Here is a 21,303-nt window from a genome sequence, read left to right on the forward strand (position 1 = left end):
TGCCCGTGAATGCGAGGGGGATCCCCTCGCGCTCCCCTTTCTTGACGTCGCATGACGGCGAGACCCTGACCGCTGGAGCGCTGCTCCCGGGTCGGCGCGTAAGCACATCCCTGTGCCGACGCGCCTCTGGCGACACCCCTGCCGCCAGACCCGTCTCAGCGCTCCAACTGTCAGCACCGTCATGAAGACGTCAGGGGATGGCAAGTTCGACGTACAGGCTTTGCCGGCCTCTCCGCCTACGAGCGCTTACAGCTCCCGCCTCAGCAGCTCCCGCAGCGGTGCGGTATCCGGACGCACCTGACGCCACAGCCAGAAGGACTCCGCCGCCTGCTCGATCAGCATGCCAAGCCCGTCGACGGTGCGCGCGCCGTGCTCGGCCGCCCAGCGCAGAAACACCGTCGGCTCGGCGGCATACATCATGTCGTAGGCCATACCCTCCGCAGCGAACGTCTGGTCGGGCAGCGGTGGCAGATCGCCGGCCAGGCTGGCACTGGTCGCGTTGATGACCAGATCGAACGGCCCCTCGACGGCGTCGAATCCACAGCCGGCCACGTCACCTCTGGTGGCGAACAGCAGCGCCAGTTCCTCCGCCTTGGCCACCGTACGGTTGGCGATCGTCAGCGAAGCGATACCGGCCTCCAGCAGCGGTTCGATCACCCCACGGGAGGCGCCACCGGCGCCGAGCAACAGCACGCGCGCCCCCTCGAGCGGAGCGGCGTGGGCCTGCAGGTCGCGGACCAGCCCGACACCGTCGGTGGTATCGCCGTAGGTCTGGCCATCGCGCCCCACCATCAACGTATTCACGGCACCGGCCAGCTGCGCTCGCGGTGACAGCACCTGCGCCAGCGCATAGGCGTCCTGCTTGAACGGCACCGTGACATTGGCGCCGCGGCCGCCGGCTTCGACGAACGCCTGCCAGGCCCCCGCGAAGTCGATCTCGGGCGCTTCGATGGCATCGTAGCGCAGCGATTGCGCGGTCTGCTCGGCGAACGCCCTGTGGATACGCGGTGATTTCGAATGGCCAATGGGGTTGCCGAAAACGGCGTAACGGTCGGTCATGACGGTTGGGGTTCCTCGGTGACGGATAGCCAGTCGCGGGGTTCGAGGAACGCCTGCAGACGCGCCTCCTCGGTGCCGGCCTGCGGCGTCCATTGATACTTCCAGCGCGCCAGCGGTGGCATCGACATCAGAATCGATTCGGTACGTCCGCCACTCTGCAGCCCGAACAAAGTGCCGCGGTCCCACACCAGATTGAATTCGACGTAACGCCCGCGCCGGTAGGACTGGAATTCCCGCTCGTGCTCGCCGAAAGGCACCTCGCGACGACGCCGGGCGATCGGCTCGAACGCCTCGAGAAAGCTCTCGCCGACTGAGCGCTGGAAAGCAAAGCACTCCTCGAACGGCCATTCGTTGAGATCATCGAAGAACAGCCCGCCGATGCCGCGCGTCTCGTTGCGATGCTTGAGAAAGAAGTACTCGTCGCACCAGGCTTTGAAGCGCGGATAGACGTCGTCGCCGAAGGCATCGCAGGCCGCCTTGGCAACACGATGCCAATGCTGAACGTCTTCGAGATAGGGGTAGTAAGGCGTCAGGTCGTAGCCCCCGCCGAACCACCACAAGGGTTCCTCTCCGGCCTTGTCGGCGATGAAGAAACGGATGTTGCCGTGGACGGTGGGCACGTGCGGATTACGCGGATGCAGTACCCAGGAGACGCCGACGGCGTGGAAACTGCGCCCCGCCAGCTCGGGGCGCGCCGCACTTGCCGAGGGCGGCAGTTTCTCGCCGTAGACATGCGAGAAATTGACCCCGCCTTTCTCGAACAGCGCGCCCTCTTCGATCACCCGCGAACGACCGCCACCGCCCTCGGGGCGATCCCAGGTTTCCTCGTGAAAGCGCCCGTCGCCGTCGAGGGTAGTCAGCGCGTTGCTCAGCCGGTCCTGGAACGTGAGCAGGTATTCCTTGACGCGTTCGAGATGAGGATGTGCCACGGTCGTAGTTCCTTCGGGTCCGGAAAATATGAGTTCAGAGAGTGAATCGGGCAGTCTCGCTGCCAGCCGCTCGCGCCCTCAGGCGCGCAGGGTCCGGTTGGTCGTCAGGTCGCGAATGGTACTCGGCCGATCGCGTCCGCCCAAAGGCCCGTCGACGATGCCGTCCAGCGTCGTGCCGAACGTCTCGCGCACCTGCTCGGCGCTCATCGCCGCCGACTCACCGGCACGATTGGCGGACGTCGACACCAGCGGCCCGCCCCAGGCGGCACATAGCGTCTGCACCAGCGGGTGGTCGCTGACGCGTACCGCCAGGGTGGAATGTTCGCCACGAAGCAGCGGCGAGGCGCGGCCGTTGTCGGGCACCAACCAGGTATTGGGGCCGGGCCAGGTCGCGGTCAGCCGGGCCATCGCCGCGTCGTCGATGCCCTCGAGCCAGGCCGAGAGCTGGCGGATGTCACCGGCGATCAGAATCAGCCCTTTTTCACTGGCGCGCCCCTTGAGCGCGATCAACGCCGCCAGCGCCCGCTCGTTGTCCGGATCGCAGCCAAGTCCCCAGACGCCTTCGGTGGGATAGGCGATGATCCCGCCGCGCTGGAGCGCCGCGACCGCTGCCGCATACTCTTGCCTCATCCTTGCCTCGTTTGGATCTCTATTCACGAAAAGCTATGCGTCACGAAAAGCTGCGCGTCACGAAAAACTGCGCGTCACGAGCATCTGCACGACATGAATATCTGCGCGAAAGCCGGTACCAGAACCTGAAGGGAAACAAGGGCACCGAGCGTGGCGCAAATTCTAGCATGTTGGCATGGGCTCGGGCCGCGCCTCGACGTCGCACCCGCCCTCAGCCGCCAGCCGATCCACAGCTGGCGAATGCACGGATCGCCAGCCATATTGACTCGTCGTAGGCTCATCGCCAGACAACGACCGACCCTCGCAGACACTCACCGACCTCGACAGACAGTGACCGGCCCTCGACAGACAACCGACAAGGAAATCGACAATGTCCCGTTCTCCACTCTCTCTATCCCTGATCTCGCTGGCGCTGGCCGGCGGGCTGACCGCCTGCGCCCAGCAACCCGCACAGCCGCCGAGCCAGTCGACGTCGCTTTCCGATGAACTGGTGATGGCGACGGTGTGGATGCAGTCTTCGGGAGAGTACGCCGCGCTCAGCCATCAGGCCTTCAATCTCGCCCGGATGAACCTGGATCGCGCGCTTTCCGCGCCGGGTAACGATCAGCAGCGTCCACCGGCGATCATCGTCGACGTCGACGAGACCGTTCTCGACAACGCGGCCTACGAGGCGTGGTTGATTGCCAACGACGAGAACTACGCCAGCGACAGCTGGCATCAGTGGGTGGAGAAGGCCAGCGCGGTGCCGATGCCCGGTGCCAAGGCATTTCTGGACTACGCCGCATCCCGCGGGGTCGAGGTCTTCTACGTCACCAACCGGCGCGAGAACGAGTCCGACGCGACGCTTCGCAACCTGCGTCAGGTCGGCTTCCCCGATGCCGACAGCGAACATTTCCTGCCGCGCACCGATGCCAGCGACAAGACGCCACGCCGCCAGCGGGTGGCACAGTCGCACTGGGTCGTGCTGCTGATGGGGGACAACCTGGGAGACTTTTCCGCCGGCTTCGATCGCGAGACCGCCGCCGCGCGACGAGCTGCCGTCAATGCGCAGGCCGACGCCTTCGGCAGCCGCTACATCGTGCTGCCCAACCCGGCCTACGGCGCCTGGGAAGAAGCGCTCTACGGCGGCGACTGGAGCCTGAGCGACGAGGAGAAGTCGCGCGCTCGGCGCAACCATCTGGAAGTGTGGGGCGGGGCAGCGACCCAATAGCCTAGGAACCTGATAGCCCAACAGGCGGCATTCGCGCCTGACGGCCAGAATTCCGTGTCGAAGATGGCCGAGGTGAGGGTCGCTCTCAGCGCCCTCGCCTGACCCAGCCGCCGGTGGTCTGCGCAACCCAGCCGTCGAGTTCGAGCTCGAGCAGGCCCAGCTGGAGCTCGGCCACCGACTGTCCGGTCAGCTCGACCAGCAGGTCTACCGGCGTCGGCGCGTCGGTGAGCGCTGCCAACAGCGGCGAGTCGGGTGCGACGGGCGCAACGTTCGGCGCCGAGCGGCTTGCCGTGGACGGCTGCGAGCGATCCCCCGCGATCCGCTGATCCTCCTCGCGGCCCGTCGTCGTGGCGGAAACAGGCAGCTGCCACGGCGCCAGATCGGCGAGCATGTCGTCGACATCGCGCACCAGCGCCGCTTCGCCCTGACGAATCAGGCGCAGGCAGCCCGTCGACTGCGGGTTGTGAATCGACCCGGGAATGGCGAAGACTTCCCGATCCTGCTCCAGCGCCAGCCTGGCGCTGACCAGCGAACCGCTCTTTTCCGCCGCTTCCACCACCAGCACGCCCTGGGCAAGACCGGTAATCAGGCGGTTGCGACGGGGAAAGAAGCGCGGATGCGCCCGCGTGTCCGGCGGATGCTCGGAGAGCAGCAGCCCCTGCCCCGCCAGCAGCTCCCGGTAGAGCGAAGCGTGGCGCGGCGGATAGATCACGTCCACGCCACAGCCGAGCACGCCGATGGTCGCGCCGCCCGCCTGCAATGCCGCTCGCTGCGCGGCGCCGTCGATTCCCAGCGCCATGCCGCTAACGATGCAGTAGCCTCTTTCGACCAGATCTCGGGCGAAGCGCATCGCGTTGTCCTGACCTTCCCGGGTGGGTCGCCGCGTACCCACGATCGCCATGGCCGGGCGAGCCAGTACCTCGAGATCGCCCTTGGCCCAGATAACACTCGGCGGGTCCGGCAGCTGATCGAGCAGATCCGGCCACGCCGGATGACCGGGATGCAGCAGATGATGGCGGGGATCTTCGGCTTCCCAGGCGATCGCGGCGTCGACCGAGGCCGTGAGCGGGCTGCGCGCGGGGTGTTCCAGCCACAGCCGCAGCGGCTGGGCCAGATTCGCGGGTAGCGCCGCCAGCCAGCCCTGGGGCCAGTGCAGATCGTCCTCCTCGCGCCAGCGGCGCATCAGCGGCGCCAATCTGGCCGGACCCAGTCCGGGTAGCGCATCCAGCGCCAGCCAGTCGCGAATCCCCAGCGTCATGACCGACACCCGTCGCTGCCGGAGTCGCGCCGGTTCATGGCTGCGCCGATCAAAAAGCCCCTCCGCTCGCCACCGTTTCACGCAGATCCCGCGGCACCACCAGCCGATCGCCCACCGCCAGCGCCTGAGAAGCGCGCATCACCAGGGCGTAACTGAGGTGATCGAAAACACGAAACACCATCACCGCCCCCGCTTCGGTATCCGGCAGCGTCACCCAGGCGTCACGCACGTCGTCACGGACCTTTTCGCCCTGGCGCATGACCTGCAGCACGTGGCCCGTCTCGAGGCCATCCGCGCGGCCGCGGTCGATCGCCACGACATCGTTGCGACCAATGAACCGGACCCCGTCCGGCACCGACAGAATCGTTGCCACCACCGGCGTCTCCGGCGCGCGCGGCAGGAATTCGGTGGCAATGCCGCCTTCGTCGAGGGACAGCAGATAGTCGCCGTTACGGATCTCCTGCACCGCATCCAGCACTTGGAGCTCGCCGACGTCGCCGACATTGCGAATTACCTTTACGTGGCCGAGCCGCTGAAGCTCCAGGCCAACGGATGTCATTTCCAATGTTTCTTGACCGGGCGTCGTCTGGTCCGTTGCCTGCTGGGCGTCTTGCCGAGACTGGCCGGTCGGCAACGGCAGGCGGTAATCCGTTCCCGGCCGATACACACCCAGCGTGGCGCCCGCCGCTGGCAGATCACCATGGGCATATAGCTTATCGCCGGCACCACTCAGCAGCCGCTGAGCCTGGCCGGCGACGACCGTCGGCGCGTCGTCGAGAACATCGGGGTCGACGATCTGGTAGGCGTCGAGAAAGACCTTGATTCGATCCAGCGGTAATCCGGGCACCGCGTCACGCGTTGGCGCCCGGCGCACACCGGGGGAAAGCCGAACCGGTTGCCCGCGCCCTCGCTCGAGGGAAAGACGCGGCGCGCCTGCGCTCGCCTCCAGATGGATTACGTCTCCGGGATAGAGCTTCCGCGGCGAAGCCAACTGGGGATTACGCTGCCATAGCTGCTGCCACTGCCACGGCGCGTCGAGAAAGCGCGCGGCGATGCCCCACAGCGTATCGCCTTCACGAACCGTGTAGCTGGCCGGGGCGTCCGCCCTGAGCGAGAGCGAATCAGCCTGAACTGACGATGCCGGCAACGCCGCCACCACGCCCAGAGCCGCGACCAGCAGCCAACGCCCCGCCACCGAGCGGCAACGACGCGCCCGCCAACCCTGCACACTGATCATTGCTTTAGTCTTCCCCCGAGGTGAACGCCGACGTCTTCCCGTATAGATCGGCTCCCGACAGGCGGACTTGAGGATGAGAGCCCGGCGGACTTGATGTGGAGAGCCCGGCGGACTCGAGCACGAGAAGGCCGCAAGACCCGCCAGGCGGTTCCCCCGTCGACGCTGGCGCTCTACAATAGGCGCTACACGTCACTCATGCCGATAGGCACGCAAACGACTATGGCCATCAGAACCATTCTTCAATATCCCGATCCGCGTCTTCGCACCAAGGCGGCGCCGGTCGCCCAGGTCGACGACAGCATCCGTGCGCTGGTCGACGACATGATCGAAACCATGTACGACGCCTCGGGCATCGGCCTGGCCGCGACCCAGATCGACGTTCATCAGCGCGTGATCGTCATGGATGTCAGCGACGACCGTAACGGCCCGCTGGTGCTGATCAACCCAAGCTACGAGCCGCTGGACGACGAGCGCGAGCCGCTGCAGGAAGGCTGCCTGTCGATCCCCGATTACTACGCCGAGGTGCCGCGCGCGCTGCGCGTGCGTCTCAAGGCCACCGATCGCGACGGCAATGCCTACGAGCTGGACGCCGACGGCCTGCTGGCGCACTGCATCCAGCACGAGTGCGATCATCTCGAAGGCGTGCTGTTCGTCGACTATCTGTCGCCGCTCAAGCGTGACCGGATTCTCAAGAAGATGCAGAAACGGCTGAAGCAGGACGCCTGATCGCCGGCTTCCTTGCCCGTCAGGCATCGCCACTCAGGCTTTCAAAGGCCGGCTGTCTCAGTGACGCCGGCCTTTCGTCCTTTCATCCGTGGGCGTCACTGCCGTTGTCGGCATCATCCACCCCCAGGAAAAGCATCGAATGAGTCACCGTTGTGAAGGGCAGCCGCTGCGGATCGTCTTCGCCGGCACGCCCGACTTTGCCGCCGAGAGCCTGGCGACCCTGCTCGCCTCCCGCCACCAGGTCGTCGGCGTCTACACCCAGCCGGACCGCCCTGCCGGCCGCGGCCGCAAGCTCACGCCCAGCCCGGTCAAGCGATTGGCGCTCGAGCACGGCCTGGCGGTGGAAACGCCGCTCAGCCTCAAGGACGAAGACGCCCAGCGTCGGCTGACCGAGTTCGAAGCCGACGTGATGATCGTGGTCGCCTACGGCCTGCTGCTGCCGCAGGCAGTGCTCGATATCCCCCCGCTCGGCTGTCTCAACGTGCACGCCTCGCTGCTGCCGCGCTGGCGTGGTGCGGCGCCGATCCAGCGTGCGATCGAGGCGGGCGACGTCGAGAGCGGGATCACCCTGATGCAGATGGATGCCGGCCTCGATACCGGCGCCATGCTGCTGATCAAGCGCACGCCGATCGATGACACCACCACCGGCGGCGAGCTGCATGACCGACTCGCCGAGCTGGGCGGCCAGACCCTGATCGAAGGCGTCGACGCGCTGGCTGCGCAGGATCTGACCGCGACACCGCAGCCGGAGGCCGGTGTCACCTACGCCAGCAAGCTCTCCAAGCCGGAAGCCGAGCTCGACTTCAGCCAATCGGCGGTCGCGCTGTCACGCCGGATTCGCGCCTTCAATCCGTGGCCGGTGGCGTGGACGCGCCTCGAAGGTGAAACCCTGCGGCTGTGGTTCGCGACACCGGAAGCCGAAGCCAGCGGGAAGGACAACGTGCCAGGCACGCTGCTCGACCCCGCCGCGGATGCTATCCGAATCGCCTGTGGCGACGGTGGCCGCGAGGTTCTGCGCGTGGACCAGCTGCAGATGCCCGGCGGCAAGCCGCTGGCGGCCCGCGACCTGCTCAACGCCAACCATCCCCGGCTCGCACCCGGGCAGTGCTTGGGTTCAGGTTTCGATCAACGTTCCGGTCAATCACTCGACCCGTCATCCAAGGAAGCCGCCCAATGAACCCTGGCGATACTCGCGCGTTTGCCGCGCAACTGCTGGTGCCGGTACTGAACGGCAAGGGCTCGCTGTCGAGCCTGGACGCCGACCTGGCCTCCAGCGTGATCAAGGAGCGCGATCGCGGTTTCGTCAAGGCGCTGTGCTTCGGCGTCTGCCGCACGCATCCACGGCTGGAAGCCCTCGCCAACCAGCTGCTGCGCGAGCCCCTGAAAGCGCGTGATACCGACATCCAGGCGTTACTGCTGATCGGCCTGTATCAGATTCTGCACATGCGAGTGCCGCCCCACGCCGCCGTCAGCGAAACTGCCGGTGCCGCTCGCGCCTTCGGCAAGGGATGGGCGACGAAGGTCATCAATGGCTGTCTGCGCCGCTTCCAGCGTGAATCCGTGGCCCTGCAGGGCAAGGTTGACCGCGATGCGCCGGTAGCGCTGTGGCATCCCGCCTGGATGCTGCTGGAATTTCGCGACGCCTGGCCGGACGACTGGCGGGCGATCTGCGAAGCCAATAATGAACCGGGTCCGATGACGCTGCGCGTCAATCGCCGCCGCGTCACCCGCGAGGATTATCTCCAGCGTCTAACGACCGCCGGCCTGGCGGCATCGCCCTGCGCCATCGCCGAAGACGGTATCCAGCTGGAAAGCCCTTGCGACGTGACCCAGCTTCCCGGTTTCGCCGAGGGCGACATCAGCGTTCAGGACGAATCCGCCCAGCTCTGTGCCGACCTGCTGGCACCGGTCCTGGCGGACAGCAGCGACAAGCGCGTACTCGATGCCTGCAGCGCCCCTGGCGGCAAGACGGCCCACCTGCTCGAACGCTTCGATGCTCGACTCACCGCGCTGGACGTCGACGCCACTCGCCTCAAACGCGTGGCGACGACGCTGCAGCGCCTGCATCTGGACGCCACGCTGCACGCCGCCGATGCCAGCGCGGCGAGCGCCGACGACAGCTGGTGGGATGGCGAGCCATTCGATGTGATTCTGCTCGACGCCCCCTGCTCGGGCACCGGCGTCATTCGCCGCCATCCCGATATCAAGCTCGCGCGCCGCCACAGCGATATCGCCGAACTGGCGGCGCTGCAGGCGCGACTGCTCGCGTCGCTGTGGGCCAAGCTCGCACCGGGTGGCACGCTGCTCTACGCCACCTGCTCGGTGCTGCCGGTAGAAAACGCGACCCAGATCGAACGGTTCCTGGCCCGCACGCCGGATGCCGTCGCCGATACACCGTCTGACCTGAGCTGGGGTCGCCCCGCCGGCCAGGGCCAGCAGCTGTTGCCGGCTGCCACCGGCCACGATGGTTTTTTCTACGCTCGCCTGCGCAAGCAAGCCTGATCCCGGAAACGAGATCCGCGTCGGGGTGGCTCGCCGCCCCGACCTGCTATCACGCCTCTCCCACGCCTCTCCCACGCCTCTCCCGCGCTTCTCACTTGCGACATGCCCATCCGCCTTCGATACTGGAACTGAATTCGCCATTCAGGAAGCGTCGGCCGTGCCTGACAACGAGGTTTTCGAAACGGACGTTCTCGCTACGGAAGTTCCCAATATCGAGGCTCCCGAGACCGAGGCTACCAGTACTGAGTCTTCCGAGATCGAGTCTCCCGATACCCGGCACCGCACCGAGACGCAGCCCGCGGGGCTGGCACTCGGCGGCGTCTCTGCGCATAGCGCCCTGATCATCGTCGACGTGCAGCCGGACTTCATGCCCGGCGGCGCGCTTGCCTGCGCCCAGGGCGACGAGATTCTGCTGGGGCTCGAATGGCTGCTGGCCCAGCACGTCTTCGACCATGTCGTGGCGACCCAGGACTGGCACCCGGCCGGGCACGTCTCGTTTGCCTCCAAGCATCCGCCGCATCAGCCGTTCGAGGCGCTCGAATTTTACGGCCACTCCCAGACGCTATGGCCCGACCACTGCGTTCAGCGCACCGAAGGGGCGGCGCTGCATCCGGCCATCGACTGGTCCTATTGCGACGCGATCATTCGCAAGGGCACCGATCCCGGCATCGACTCCTACAGTGCCTTTCGCAACAACATCGGCCCCGACGGCCATCGCCCCGCCACCGGGCTGGCGGGCTGGCTGCGCGACCGACGCGTCACCGATGTTTATGTCTGCGGTCTGGCTCGCGATGTCTGCGTGCTGTGGACCGCGGAAGATGCCGTGGCGGCCGGCTTCAAGACTCATTTTCTCTGGTCGTTGACGCGCCCGGTCACTTCCGAGACCGACGACATCACGCGTCAGCGTCTTTCGGAGCTGGGTGTCGTCATCGTCGACACCTGAGTTTTCAGCGCCTCGCAGGACGCAGGCGCTCTGTCACCCACGCGTTTTCACCGACCACGTTCACCCACGCAAGGAGCATCAACATGAGCGACCACGTCTACAAGCAGATCGAACTGACCGGCTCTTCCCCCACCAGCATCGAGGACGCCGTGCAGAACGCCCTGCAGAAGGCCAGCAAGACGGTTCACGGCATGCGCTGGTTCGAAGTCACCGAAACCCGCGGCCACCTCGAGGACAACAAGCTTGCCCATTGGCAGGTCACCATCAAGGTCGGCGTCACGATGGATTGAGAAGCGCTACCCGGCGGGGCGATTTCGCCCCGCCGGAGCGTTGTCGACCACGGTCCTGTCATTCAGCCTGTCGGCTCGTTATGCTACGCGCTGATTTCGGCGCCGGACGGCATGATCTCGTTGCTCCCGCGCCGGTAAACTGACAGGCGGCCCGCCGTGCTTCCGTGAAGGTTTGGCATGAAAATTATCATACTAGGTGCCGGTCAGGTCGGCGGCACGCTGGCCGAGCATCTGGCCCACGAAGAGAACGACATCACCGTCGTCGATATCAACGAAGAGCGGCTGCGTGAACTGCAGAACCGACTCGATATCCGCACGGTGATCGGCACGGCGTCCTACCCCAATATTCTGCGTCAGGCCGGTGGCGAGGATGCGGACATGCTGATCGCGGTGACCAGCTCCGACGAGATCAACATGATCGCCTGTCAGGTCGCGCACACGCTGTTCCGCACGCCGACCAAGATCGGTCGCGTGCGCTCGACGGCCTACCTCACCCGCAAGAGCCTGTTCTCCAACGATGCCATTCCTGTGGACGTCCTGATCAGTCCCGAGCAGGTAGTAACCGACCATATTCGTCGTCTGATCGAGTATCCCGGCGCGCTGCAGGTGCTCGATTTTGCCGGTGGTCTGGTTCAGCTGGTGGCGGTCAAGGCCTATTACGGCGGCCCGCTGGTGGGCCAGGAGCTGGGCTTTCTGCGCCGCCACATGCCGAACATCGACACCCGCGTGGCGGCGATTTACCGTCGCGACCGGCCGATCATTCCCACCGGCGATACCGTGATCGAGGCCGATGACGAGGTGTTCTTCATCGCCGCACGTCGCGACATCCGTACCGTGATGGGGGAGCTTCGCAAGGTCGACCGCGACTTCCGCCGCGTACTGATCGCCGGCGGCGGCAACATCGGCGAGCGCCTGGCCGAGACCCTGGAACACAAGCATCAGGTCAAGATCATCGAGCACGACCTCACCCGCTGCGGCGCGCTGTCCGAACGCCTCGACCGCACCGTGGTGCTGCACGGCAGCGCCACCAGCAAGCGGTTGATGCTCGAAGAGAACATCGAGGACTGCGACATCTACTGCGCGCTGACCAACGACGACGAGGTCAACATCATGTCGTCGATGCTGGCCAAGCGTCTCGGCGCCAAGAAGGTGCTGACGCTGATCAACAACGCCGCCTACGTGGATCTGGTGCAGGGCGGCGAGATCGATATCGCGATCTCGCCCCAGCAGACCACCATCGGCAGCCTGCTGACCCATGTGCGGCGTGGCGATATCGTCAACGTGCACTCACTGCGGCGCGGCGCCGCCGAGGCGATCGAGGCCATCGCCCACGGCGACAAACGCTCCTCTCGCGTGGTCGGGCGCACGATCGGTGAAGTCGACCTGCCCAGCGGCACCAGCATCGGTGCCATCGTGCGCGGCAAGGAAGTCCTGATCGCCCACGACGACGTCATGATCGCGACCGGCGACCACCTGATCCTGTTCGTCATCGACAAGCGTCGAATCCGCGACGTCGAACGGCTGTTCCAGGTCGGCCTGACCTTCTTCTGATGTCCGACGTCGCCACCCTAACCGTCGAGCGCTCGACCGCCCATCCTTCTCGCCCGGCAGGGAGCGCCGCCTCTTGAGTTTTCTGGTGATTCTGCGAATCGTCGGGCTGCTGTTGATGGTGTTCAGCCTGACCATGGTCCCGCCCATGGTCATCGCCCGGATCTTCCACGACGGCAACTGGTACGCCTTCGGCACCGGCATGGCGATCTCGATCGTCACCGGCGCCCTGCTCTATTGGCCCAATCGCCACGCCAAACGCGAGCTGCGTACCCGCGACGGGTTCATCATCACCGTGCTGTTCTGGAGCGTGCTCGGGATGTTCGGGACCATCCCGTTCATGGTCTCCGAAGCGCCGTCGATGTCGTTCACCGACGCGGTATTCGAATCGTTCTCGGGCCTCACCACCACAGGGGCCACGGTGCTCAGCGGCATCGATCATCTGCCGGCGTCGATCCGCTTCTACCGCCAGCAGCTGCAATGGCTCGGCGGCATGGGGATCGTGGTACTCGCGGTGGCGATTCTGCCGACGCTCGGCATCGGCGGCATGCAGCTCTACCGCACCGAGATTCCCGGTCCGTTGAAGGACTCCAAGTTGACCCCGCGAATCACCGAGACGGCCAAGGCGCTGTGGTACATCTACCTTATCCTGACCGTGGTCTGCGCGCTGGCCTACTGGGGCGCGGGGATGAACTGGTTCGACGCCATCGGCCACAGCTTCGCCACCGTGGCCGTCGGCGGCTTCTCCACCTACGATGCCAGCATTTCGCATTTCGACAGCGCCACCATCGAGATGATCTGCGTGTTCTTCATGATCATCTCCTCGGTCAGCTTCGGCCTGCACTTCGCGGTGTGGCGCGAGCGACGCCTGCTGCAGTACATCCGCGATCCGGAATTCCGCTTCTTCGTGACCTTTCTGGGGTTGCTGGTCGCGATCACCATCATCACCCTGTTCGCCACCGGCACCTATCACGATGCCACCGGCATTCGCCACGGCCTGTTCGAAGCGGTCTCGGTGGCGACCACGTCCGGTTTCAGCGTGGCCGACTTTACGCTGTGGCCCGGCGTGCTGCCGATCATGCTGTTCATGGCGGCGTTCGTCGGCGCCTGTTCCGGCTCGGCGGGCGGCGGCATCAAGGTGATCCGGATCCTGCTGATCCTCAAGCAGGGCATTCGCGAGATTCATCGCCTGATTCACCCGAATGCCATCTTCGCGGTCAAGGTCGGCAAGATGCGTATCTCGGAGGGCGTGGCCGAAGCCGTCTGGGGTTTCTTCTCGGTCTACATGATGCTGTTCGTGGTGATGCTGCTGGCGCTACTCGCCACCGGTCTGGACCAGGTGACGGCGTGGTCGGCGATCGGCTCGGCGCTCAATAACCTCGGCCCGGGGCTGGGCAAGGTCTCCACCGACTACGGCGACATTCCCAGCATCGCCAAGTGGATCCTGGTGCTGGCGATGATGCTGGGCCGGCTGGAGATCTTCACCATTCTGGTGCTGTTCACGCCGGCCTTCTGGCGCCGCTGACGCCGAAACGATCGACCGTCGAGCTGGTCTTCTTCCGGGTACGGGGCAGATGGCGATGATAGAATGCCCCGCTTCGCCATCAGCATTGCCATTACCACAGCCATCACGATTGCCGTCAGCCTCGCCACCCGGCAACCTCAAGAGAGCGTCATGTCCGCCAGTTCCGAATCCCGTACCGCCTCTTCGCCCCGGTTTCGCATCGGTCTCATTCCCCAGATTCTGATCGGCATCGCCGCAGGGCTGATTCTGGCGTCACTGGCGCCCTCGATCGCCTCGACGTTTGCCATCCTCGGCGATCTGTTCATCGGCGCGCTCAAGGCGGTGGCGCCAATTCTGGTTTTCGTGCTGGTCATGGCCGCGATCGCCGGCCATCAACGCGGCCAGCCGACCCAGATTCGCGGTGTGCTGATGCTCTATCTGATCGGCACCCTGGTCGCCGCACTGGTCGCGGTGACCGCCAGCTTCGCCTTCCCGACGACGCTGATCCTCGACGCGCCCAGCGCCGACGGCACGCCGCCGACGGGCGTCGTCGAGATTCTTCGCAACCTGGCCATGAGTGCGGTGGACAACCCGGTCCACGCGCTGACCGAGGCCAACTTCATCGGCATCCTGGCGTGGGCGGTCGGGCTCGGACTGCTGCTACGCCGCGCCAACGACACCACGCGCCGGGCGCTGGGCGATCTCTCCGACGCCGTTTCCGGCCTGGTGCGCTGGATCATTCGTTTCGCGCCGCTGGGGATCTTCGGTCTGGTCGCCAACACCTTCGCCTCGACCGGCATGAGCGCGCTGGTCGATTACGCCCAGCTGCTGGCGGTTCTGCTCGGCTGCATGGCCTTCGTGGCGCTGGTGACCAACCCGCTGATCGTGTTCCTCTACATCCGCCGCAACCCCTACCCACTGGTTTTCGCCTGTCTTCGCGGCAGTGCCATTACCGCGTTCTTCACCCGCAGCAGCGCGGCCAACATTCCGGTCAACCTGGCGCTGTGCGAGCGGCTGGACCTGCACACCGATACCTATTCCGTCTCGATTCCGCTGGGCGCCACGATCAACATGTCAGGCGCCGCGGTGACGATCACGGTGATGACATTGGCCGCCGTCAATACCCTGGGGATCGACGTCGATTTCGCCACCGCGGTCTTGCTGTGCGTGGTTTCCGCGCTGGCCGCGTGCGGGGTTTCCGGTGTCGCCGGCGGCTCGCTGCTGCTGATCCCGATGGCGGCCAGCCTGTTCGGCATCTCGGCCGACGTCGCCATGCAGGTGGTAGCGATCGGCTTCGTCATCAGCGTGCTGCAGGACGCCACCGAAACGGCGCTCAACTCTTCCACCGATGTACTGTTCACGGCCGCCGCCTGCCGTTCGCCCCACGCCGAAGCGCATCTTGCCGGCCGCGATTGATCGGCGAGCGGCCCACTACGCATCGCCGGTTTTCGCAGTCAATCGTTTGGAATTGGCGGCACGACGTGCAATATGGGGCGAGGATCTCTCAGCTTACAATCATTCAGCTTACGATCTTTCCGCCTTATCTCTTTCAGCCTGGAACGCCCTTGATGTCTGACACCGCTGCCGGACCTCGCGAGACCGTCGATCTCGCCGATCATCATCTGACGCTGCTGGGTACCGCCCACGTTTCCCAGGCCAGCGCCGACGAGGTTCGCGAACTGATTCGTTCCGGCGAATTCGATGCCGTCGCGATCGAACTTTGCACCTCGCGCCACCAGAGCCTCGTCCAGCCCAACGCCATGGCCAAGCTCGATCTGTTTCAGGTGCTCAAGCAGGGCAAGGCCGGGATGGTCGTCGCCAGTCTGGCGCTGGGCGCCTTCCAGCAACGGGTCGCCGAGCAGTCCGGAATCGAGCCCGGCGCGGAGATGCGCACGGCAGTCAAGGAGACGCAGCGTGCCGGGCTGCCGCTCTACCTGATCGATCGCGAAATCGGCGTGACGCTCAAGCGCATCTATCAGAACGTGCCCTGGTACAAGCGCTTCAGCCTGATCTCCGGTCTGCTGGGTAGCGTGCTGTCGCGCCAGAAAGTCTCGAGCGAAGAGATTGAAAAGCTCAAGCAGGGCGACGTACTCGAGTCCACCTTCGCCGAATTCGCCGAACAGTCCCAGACGCTCTATGAGCCGCTGATCACCGAGCGCGACCGCTATATGGCGCTCAAGTTGATCGAGGAACTGCCGGACGGCAGCGCCAAGCGCGTGCTGGTGGTGATCGGCGCCGGCCACCTCAAGGGCATGACGGATCATCTGCAGACCTTGAACCAGCAGCCCCCCGAACTCGATGCCGTGATCCAGGAGCGTGCCAACCTGGAGGCGACCGCCCCTCGCTCGCGCTGGTGGAAAGTGATCCCGTGGGTGATCGTCGCCCTGGTCCTGACCGGCTTCGCCATCGGTTTCAGCCGCGATACGTCACTCGGCTGGTCGCTGGTGGCCGAATGGGTGCTGATCAATGGCAGCTTCTCCGCGCTCGGCGCGCTGATCGCCCTGGCGCATCCGTTGACGATCATCGCCGCCTTCGTCGGTGCCCCGCTGACCTCGCTCAATCCGACCATCGGCGTCGGCTTCGTGACCGCCGGCGTCGAGCTCTATCTTCGCCGCCCCACCGTCGGCGACTTCTCGCGACTACGCAGCGACGTCAGCCATTGGCAGGGCTGGTGGCGCAATCGCGTCGCCCGCACGCTGCTGGTATTCCTGTTGTCGAGCGTAGGCTCCGCCATCGCGACCTGGGTCGCGGGTCTGCGCATCGCCGGCCAGCTGTTCGGCTGATCGCGCCGAGCTTGCGTCGACAGCGGACGCTTGAAACGCCTATCGCCGTCACCGTATAGCGCTTGAGACCGGCAACCATGCCGGTTTCGAGCCGACCGAAACTTCTCCACGATTCTTCGACTTCCTCGCTTGAAAAAGAATTCGGCGGCCCTATTTCACCGCAGGTAAAGGCGAGCGCCAGGAAGACGCCCGAGCGCAGTATCTGCATCAGGGCATCGCCCAGCGCGCCTTCAAGCTGTCGTTCAGGCTCGACGAGAACATCGAGGTTCAGGGCGCCCGGCTCGAAAACGGCCTGTTGATCGTCGATCTGCTGCGCGTGATTCCCGAAGAACAGCGGCCACGCCAGATCCCGATCAACGGCAGTCAGCACCGCCTGACCGAGACTCAACCGACCACGGAGACGGCCACTACCTGAACCGCGAGAACCGGGTGAGGGCCGGCCACCGAAACAATGGCGGCCGATCAGACGAAGACACCCCCGACGGAGAGATCCGTCGGGGGTGTCGTCTTGTCCGGCTCGTCTTGTTCAGATCAGGGTCCGAACGCTGTCAGCGTGACGGCGTCGTTGCCGGCGACTCGTCGAGCACGCCCTGCGCTCTTGCCATTGCATAGGCCGCCTTGGGGCCATGCCATAACGTAGGGACCAGGATCAGTGCCACTGGCACCGCGGGGATCACCAGAAACTGCTGCAGTACGCTGACCTGGCCTTCGCCCATGGCCAGCAGGATCGCCGCCATCAGCGCGAAAACGATACCCCAGAATGCCCGCAGCGCGGTGCTCGGCTCATCGTTGCCGGCACACACCACGGAGACGGCATAGCTCATCGAGTCACCGGTGGTGGCCACGAACACGGTGGTCAGCACGAGCACGGCCAGCGCCATCCAGGTGCCGCCGGGCAGCGCCTGGGCGACGGTCAAGGTGGCGATATCGAACTGGAAGTTCTTCAGCGGTTCGGCGAGATCGATCGCGCCGCTCAGCTGGTAGAAAATGCCCGAACCGCCCAACAGCGTGAACCAGACCGTGGTGACGATGGGCGCCAGCACGGCCGTGGCAATGATCATTTCACGCACCGTACGCCCCCGCGAGATCCGGGTGACGAAGATCGCCATCGGCGGCGCGAAGCCGATGAACCACGCAAAGAAGAAGACCGTCCACCACTTCATCCAGCTCGGTGACGCGGTGACCGTGGTCATGGTCGACATTTCGAAGAAGTGCCCAAGATAGGTACCGAAACCCTGGAACCAGCTGTCGACCAGGAACTGCGTCGGCCCGAAGAGCAGAATGATGGCGCCGATCACCAATGCCAGAATCACGTTCATACGGCTCAGAAACTGGATGCCGCGATCGATGCCGGTAACGGCCGAGGTTACGTAGATCGCGCCCAGCACTGCCAGAATGATCAGCTCGACCTCGTAACCGCCCGGCAGGCCGAACAGATCGTGGAGCCCGAAGCTCACCTGCGTGGCCAGAAAGCCCAGCGGCCCTACCGTACCCGCGGTGACGGCGATCGCGCAGAGGGCATCGACCACGCCGCCGAGGAAGCCCTTCACCAGCCGGTCGCCGAAGACCGGCGCCAGCAGCGTTCTCGGCTGCAAAGGCATGCCACGCTGATAGTGCTGATGCGACAGAATCGCCACCGGTAGCGTGCCGAGAATCGCCCAGCCAGTGAACCCCCAATGGAAAAAGGCCTGGGCCAGCGCGTTGGGAATGGCTTCCGCGGTGCCGGGCTGGGAGTCGAACGCCGGGGGCGTGACCACGAAGTGATAGATCGGCTCGCCGGCGGCGAAGAACACCCCGCCACCTGCCAGCAGCGTACACAGAATGATCGATACCCAGCGGAACGTGCTCATGTCGGGCCGCGATTGCGAACCGATTCGCGCGCGCCCGGCCGGCGAGACGGCGACGCCGATGGCAATGAAAAACGTCAGCAGCATCAAAAGCTGAAACAGGCTGCCGAAGGTCTTGGCGGACCAGGTAAAGCCGATATCGATCACCTGGGCGACCGTATCCGGCGCGATTGCCGATGCGGCCAGAAAGATCAGGATGAAGCCGATGGTCAGTACAAGTACGACGGGATCGCCAAAACGGCCACCCTGCGTCGATGGCACGTTGGTGTCGGGAGTCATATCAGAGGGCGGGTTCTTTAGGCATGAAGCGCGACACACTACCGACCTTAGTCGTAGATCTCAAATCCAATCACCAGCTTCTCTGCACCAATAATCTCGCCTCCAACGCAAAACGCCCCCGATGATCCACTATCGGGGGCGTTGCACTCAGGGTTTGGCGCTGGGCTAGTCAGCGATTGCGGTCGTCCGAGTATCACCCAGCAGGCCCTGTTCTCGCGCCATCGCGTAGGCGGACTTTGGCCCGTGCCAGAGAGTCGGCAGCAACACCAGCGACACCGGAATCGCCGAAATCACGATGAATTGCTGGAGCACGCTAATCTGACCGGCGCCCATTTTCAGCAGTATCGCCGCCATCAATGCCATAGCCACGCCCCAGAAAGCGCGTAGCGCAGGCTTGGGCTCATCATGACCCGCGCACACCACGGAAATGGCATAGCTCATCGAATCTCCCGTGGTCGCCACGAAGATCGTGGTCAGCAGCAGAATCGCCAGCGCCATCAAGACACCGCCCGGCAACGCCTGCGCCACCGTCAGCGTGGCGACATCGAAACGAAAGTTCTGCAACGGCTCGGTGAGATCGATGAGGCCATGAAGTTGGTAGAAGATCCCCGAACCGCCCAGTAGCGTGAACCACGCCGTGGTCGCCAGCGGCGCAAGAATCGCCACGGCGACGATCATTTCACGAATGCTGCGGCCTTTCGAGATCCGCGCCACGAAGATGGCCATCAACGGCGCGTAGCCGATGAACCAGGCGAAGAAGAACACCGTCCACCATTTCATCCACCAGGCCGGCGCGGTCTGTGCGGTCATCGAAGCCATCTCGAAGAACGACCCCAAATAAGTGCCGAAGCCCTGGAACCAGGCATCGGCGAGAAATTGCGTCGGACCGAACACCAAAATCACTGCCGCGATGGCCATCGCCAGAATTACGTTGAAACGGCTGAGAATCTGAATGCCTCGGTCGATCCCCGTCACCGCTGAGGTCACGTAGATAGCGCCCAGAATCGCCATGATGATCAACTGGGTGCCGTAGCCGTCCATCAGGCCGAAAAGCTCATGAAAGCCGAAGCTGACCTGGGTAGCGAGAAAGCCGATCGGGCCGACCGTACCCGCCACCAGCGCGATGACACAGACCGCATCGACCACGCTGCCTAGCACGCCACGGACTCGACGTTCGCCAATCATCGGCGCCAGCAGCGTGCGCGGCTGAAGCGGCAGCCCGCGATGATAATGCTGATGCGCCAGCACGATGGCCGGCAGCGTGCCGAGTACGGCCCAGGCCAGAAAGCCCCAATGCATGAATGATTGTGCCAGGGCAGCCGGGACAGCAGCCGCGGTATCGGGTTCGGTATCGAAGGCCGGGGGCGTGACCACGAAATGGTAGACCGGCTCGCCGGCGGCGAAGAACACGCCGCCACCTGCCAGCAGGGTACACAGGATGATCGAGATCCATTTGAACGTGCTCATCTCGGGGCGATCCGTGCCGCCGATGCGCGCGCGGCCGGCTGGCGAGATCGCGATACCGAGCGCGATGAAGAACGTCAGTAGCAGTAGCAACTGGAAAAAACTGCCGAACGTTGCGGCTGTCCAGGTGAAGCCGGCGCCAATGGCATCAGTCACAGCGTCGGGAGAGATCGCTGAAAACAGCACAAATGCGACGATGAAACCGATGGTCAGTACTAGAACCACGGGATCGCCAAATCGGCCACGCCGAGCGGCCGGCATGTTGTTGTCGGAGGTCATATCAGGTCGGTTCTTTAGGCATGAAGGGCCAGACCCTACCGACCTTGGTCGTAGATCGCAAACGCACCGCCCCTGTTTCTTCGTCAACAACCAACGGCCTACAACAAAAAGCCAATGGTGAAATGCTTCGAATTGGTTCTAATCTCAGAGTGAACTTCGCCGTCGGGGGTACGATCCATGAAAAGCACGTCGTTCATCACGGAAAGTCTGCTGCTTCGCTGTCGCAGAGAACAAGCCAACCAGTTCAAGCGTTCGCGGCAAAGCTTCGACCCGACCTCTCTCGATGATCGCAAGGAGCTTTCGCTACTCGTGGAGGAAGCGATCCGCGAAGGCGAGAACTACACCTCCATCGTCCACGGTCATCGCGATATTGGCCTGACAGAACGGGACCTGCAGGATCTCATCGGCCCCGAAAATGCCATTCGCGAACGCATCGACCGCTTTCAACAGATTTGATCCTCCTGTATCAGCCCTCGCAGTGACGCCGATATCGCTCGGATTCGGCGTCCAGAGTCACGCGCTCGTTGACCTTGCTATAGTAAAAAGGTGAGGCGTGCTGGCTACGTTCGCCAGTCTGATAAAGCCCGCACACGCCATAGCCCTTCTGCACCTCCTTCATTGACTGCAACTCGATCTCGCGGTCGGAGCCTAGTTGCTGTGAAATCAGCGCCTTAATGTCGTCATCGACTTGGCTGTCCGAGATGGCCTGACCACCGAAAATGATGGCGGCTACCACCAATATGGCGACGACGGGAATGTAGAGGTTGTGCATGCAGAATCGTTATCTGGCTGATAGGTGAGACGCGATGATAACG

At 64.5% G+C, this 21,303-nt stretch carries 19 protein-coding genes and 1 pseudogene; 12 read left to right on the forward strand and 8 right to left on the reverse strand.

What is annotated here, in order from left to right; genetic code table 11:
• Nucleotides 1–246 precede the first annotated feature (246 nt).
• The 3 genes from aroE to BTW08_RS11395 form a co-directional block, all read right to left on the reverse strand.
• A complete protein-coding gene (gene aroE / locus BTW08_RS11385) occupies nt 247–1,059 on the reverse strand; it encodes a shikimate dehydrogenase (protein WP_075562648.1) in 813 nt (270 codons plus the stop codon).
• A complete protein-coding gene (gene hemF / locus BTW08_RS11390; protein ID WP_075562649.1) occupies nt 1,056–1,988 on the reverse strand; it encodes an oxygen-dependent coproporphyrinogen oxidase in 933 nt (310 codons plus the stop codon). Before hemF ends, aroE begins: the two co-directional genes overlap by 4 nt.
• 78 nt (nt 1,989–2,066) lie before the next feature.
• A complete protein-coding gene (locus BTW08_RS11395; protein WP_075562650.1) occupies nt 2,067–2,618 on the reverse strand; it encodes an L-threonylcarbamoyladenylate synthase in 552 nt (183 codons plus the stop codon).
• A gap of 370 nt (nt 2,619–2,988) precedes the next feature.
• Between BTW08_RS11395 and BTW08_RS11400 the strand changes: the two genes are divergently transcribed.
• The gene (locus BTW08_RS11400; RefSeq protein ID WP_075562651.1) at nt 2,989–3,828 is read left to right on the forward strand and encodes a 5'-nucleotidase, lipoprotein e(P4) family; all 840 of its coding nucleotides are present in this window, start codon (nt 2,989–2,991) and stop codon (nt 3,826–3,828) included.
• Nucleotides 3,829–3,913: 85 nt separating this feature from the next.
• On the opposite strand, the gene dprA is transcribed toward BTW08_RS11400, so the two are convergent.
• The gene (gene dprA, locus BTW08_RS11405; protein WP_075562652.1) at nt 3,914–5,086 is read right to left on the reverse strand and encodes a DNA-processing protein DprA; all 1,173 of its coding nucleotides are present in this window, start codon (nt 5,084–5,086) and stop codon (nt 3,914–3,916) included.
• Nucleotides 5,087–5,135: 49 nt separating this feature from the next.
• Nucleotides 5,136–6,323: a LysM domain-containing protein gene (locus BTW08_RS11410; RefSeq protein ID WP_083627830.1), complete on the reverse strand. Its 1,188-nt coding sequence runs from the start codon at nt 6,321–6,323 to the stop codon at nt 5,136–5,138.
• A gap of 219 nt (nt 6,324–6,542) precedes the next feature.
• On the opposite strand from BTW08_RS11410, the gene def reads away from it, so the two are divergent.
• The 10 genes and pseudogenes from def to BTW08_RS11460 all read left to right on the forward strand — a co-directional run.
• On the forward strand, nt 6,543–7,049 hold the full coding sequence (gene def, locus BTW08_RS11415) for a peptide deformylase (RefSeq protein ID WP_075562653.1): 507 nt from the start codon (nt 6,543–6,545) through the stop codon (nt 7,047–7,049).
• Between the two features lie 139 nt (nt 7,050–7,188).
• A complete protein-coding gene (gene fmt / locus BTW08_RS11420; protein WP_075562654.1) occupies nt 7,189–8,226 on the forward strand; it encodes a methionyl-tRNA formyltransferase in 1,038 nt (345 codons plus the stop codon).
• The gene (rsmB, locus tag BTW08_RS11425; protein WP_075562655.1) at nt 8,223–9,551 is read left to right on the forward strand and encodes a 16S rRNA (cytosine(967)-C(5))-methyltransferase RsmB; all 1,329 of its coding nucleotides are present in this window, start codon (nt 8,223–8,225) and stop codon (nt 9,549–9,551) included. Before fmt ends, rsmB begins: the two co-directional genes overlap by 4 nt.
• Before the next feature lie 157 nt (nt 9,552–9,708).
• On the forward strand, nt 9,709–10,494 hold the full coding sequence (pncA, locus tag BTW08_RS11430) for a bifunctional nicotinamidase/pyrazinamidase (RefSeq protein ID WP_246837715.1): 786 nt from the start codon (nt 9,709–9,711) through the stop codon (nt 10,492–10,494).
• An 83-nt stretch (nt 10,495–10,577) separates the two neighbouring features.
• Nucleotides 10,578–10,784, forward strand: coding sequence for a dodecin (locus BTW08_RS11435; protein ID WP_075562656.1), 207 nt, complete (start codon nt 10,578–10,580; stop codon nt 10,782–10,784).
• A gap of 177 nt (nt 10,785–10,961) precedes the next feature.
• Entirely contained in the window at nt 10,962–12,335 is a 1,374-nt protein-coding gene (gene trkA, locus BTW08_RS11440) for a Trk system potassium transporter TrkA (RefSeq protein WP_075562657.1), read from the forward strand.
• A gap of 73 nt (nt 12,336–12,408) precedes the next feature.
• Nucleotides 12,409–13,857, forward strand: a complete 1,449-nt coding sequence (locus BTW08_RS11445) for a TrkH family potassium uptake protein (RefSeq protein WP_075562658.1) — start codon at nt 12,409–12,411, stop codon at nt 13,855–13,857.
• Between the two features lie 150 nt (nt 13,858–14,007).
• A complete protein-coding gene (gene sstT / locus BTW08_RS11450) occupies nt 14,008–15,252 on the forward strand; it encodes a serine/threonine transporter SstT (protein WP_075562867.1) in 1,245 nt (414 codons plus the stop codon).
• A 152-nt stretch (nt 15,253–15,404) separates the two neighbouring features.
• Nucleotides 15,405–16,619: a TraB/GumN family protein gene (locus BTW08_RS11455; RefSeq protein WP_075562659.1), complete on the forward strand. Its 1,215-nt coding sequence runs from the start codon at nt 15,405–15,407 to the stop codon at nt 16,617–16,619.
• A 169-nt stretch (nt 16,620–16,788) separates the two neighbouring features.
• Nucleotides 16,789–17,034 (forward strand): annotated as a pseudogene (locus tag BTW08_RS11460) (Hsp20 family protein); the annotation flags it as partial.
• Between the two features lie 133 nt (nt 17,035–17,167).
• On the opposite strand, the gene BTW08_RS11465 reads toward BTW08_RS11460, so the two are convergent.
• Together BTW08_RS11465 and BTW08_RS11470 are read right to left on the reverse strand one after the other, a co-directional pair.
• The gene (locus BTW08_RS11465) at nt 17,168–18,745 is read right to left on the reverse strand and encodes a BCCT family transporter (protein ID WP_075562660.1); all 1,578 of its coding nucleotides are present in this window, start codon (nt 18,743–18,745) and stop codon (nt 17,168–17,170) included.
• A gap of 165 nt (nt 18,746–18,910) precedes the next feature.
• Nucleotides 18,911–20,488, reverse strand: a complete 1,578-nt coding sequence (locus BTW08_RS11470; RefSeq protein ID WP_075562661.1) for a BCCT family transporter — start codon at nt 20,486–20,488, stop codon at nt 18,911–18,913.
• 177 nt (nt 20,489–20,665) lie between these two features.
• Between BTW08_RS11470 and BTW08_RS11475 the strand changes: the two genes are divergently transcribed.
• Nucleotides 20,666–20,944: a hypothetical protein gene (locus tag BTW08_RS11475; protein ID WP_075562662.1), complete on the forward strand. Its 279-nt coding sequence runs from the start codon at nt 20,666–20,668 to the stop codon at nt 20,942–20,944.
• A 10-nt stretch (nt 20,945–20,954) separates the two neighbouring features.
• Here the strand turns inward: BTW08_RS11475 and BTW08_RS11480 are convergent, their stop codons facing one another.
• Nucleotides 20,955–21,260 carry a hypothetical protein gene (locus BTW08_RS11480; protein WP_075562663.1) on the reverse strand — a complete coding sequence of 102 codons (306 nt, stop codon included), beginning with the start codon at nt 21,258–21,260 and terminating at the stop codon, nt 20,955–20,957.
• Between the last annotated feature and the right edge of the window lie 43 nt (nt 21,261–21,303).

It is taken from the genome of Salinicola sp. MH3R3-1, assembly GCF_001937155.1.
Taxonomy (GTDB): domain Bacteria; phylum Pseudomonadota; class Gammaproteobacteria; order Pseudomonadales; family Halomonadaceae; genus Salinicola; species Salinicola halophyticus.

Coding starts and splice junctions, on each gene's coding strand:
- BTW08_RS11480 (WP_075562663.1), bottom strand. CDS start 21,260: ATGCACAACCTCTACATTCCCGTCGTCGCCATATTGGTGGTAGCCGCC.
- BTW08_RS11400 (WP_075562651.1), top strand. CDS start 2,989: ATGTCCCGTTCTCCACTCTCTCTATCCCTGATCTCGCTGGCGCTGGCC.
- BTW08_RS11455 (WP_075562659.1), top strand. CDS start 15,405: ATGTCTGACACCGCTGCCGGACCTCGCGAGACCGTCGATCTCGCCGAT.
- BTW08_RS11395 (WP_075562650.1), bottom strand. CDS start 2,618: ATGAGGCAAGAGTATGCGGCAGCGGTCGCGGCGCTCCAGCGCGGCGGG.
- def (WP_075562653.1), top strand. CDS start 6,543: ATGGCCATCAGAACCATTCTTCAATATCCCGATCCGCGTCTTCGCACC.
- fmt (WP_075562654.1), top strand. CDS start 7,189: ATGAGTCACCGTTGTGAAGGGCAGCCGCTGCGGATCGTCTTCGCCGGC.
- rsmB (WP_075562655.1), top strand. CDS start 8,223: ATGAACCCTGGCGATACTCGCGCGTTTGCCGCGCAACTGCTGGTGCCG.
- BTW08_RS11465 (WP_075562660.1), bottom strand. CDS start 18,745: ATGACTCCCGACACCAACGTGCCATCGACGCAGGGTGGCCGTTTTGGC.
- aroE (WP_075562648.1), bottom strand. CDS start 1,059: ATGACCGACCGTTACGCCGTTTTCGGCAACCCCATTGGCCATTCGAAA.
- trkA (WP_075562657.1), top strand. CDS start 10,962: ATGAAAATTATCATACTAGGTGCCGGTCAGGTCGGCGGCACGCTGGCC.
- BTW08_RS11410 (WP_083627830.1), bottom strand. CDS start 6,323: ATGATCAGTGTGCAGGGTTGGCGGGCGCGTCGTTGCCGCTCGGTGGCG.
- sstT (WP_075562867.1), top strand. CDS start 14,008: ATGTCCGCCAGTTCCGAATCCCGTACCGCCTCTTCGCCCCGGTTTCGC.
- BTW08_RS11435 (WP_075562656.1), top strand. CDS start 10,578: ATGAGCGACCACGTCTACAAGCAGATCGAACTGACCGGCTCTTCCCCC.
- BTW08_RS11475 (WP_075562662.1), top strand. CDS start 20,666: ATGAAAAGCACGTCGTTCATCACGGAAAGTCTGCTGCTTCGCTGTCGC.
- BTW08_RS11470 (WP_075562661.1), bottom strand. CDS start 20,488: ATGACCTCCGACAACAACATGCCGGCCGCTCGGCGTGGCCGATTTGGC.
- dprA (WP_075562652.1), bottom strand. CDS start 5,086: ATGACGCTGGGGATTCGCGACTGGCTGGCGCTGGATGCGCTACCCGGA.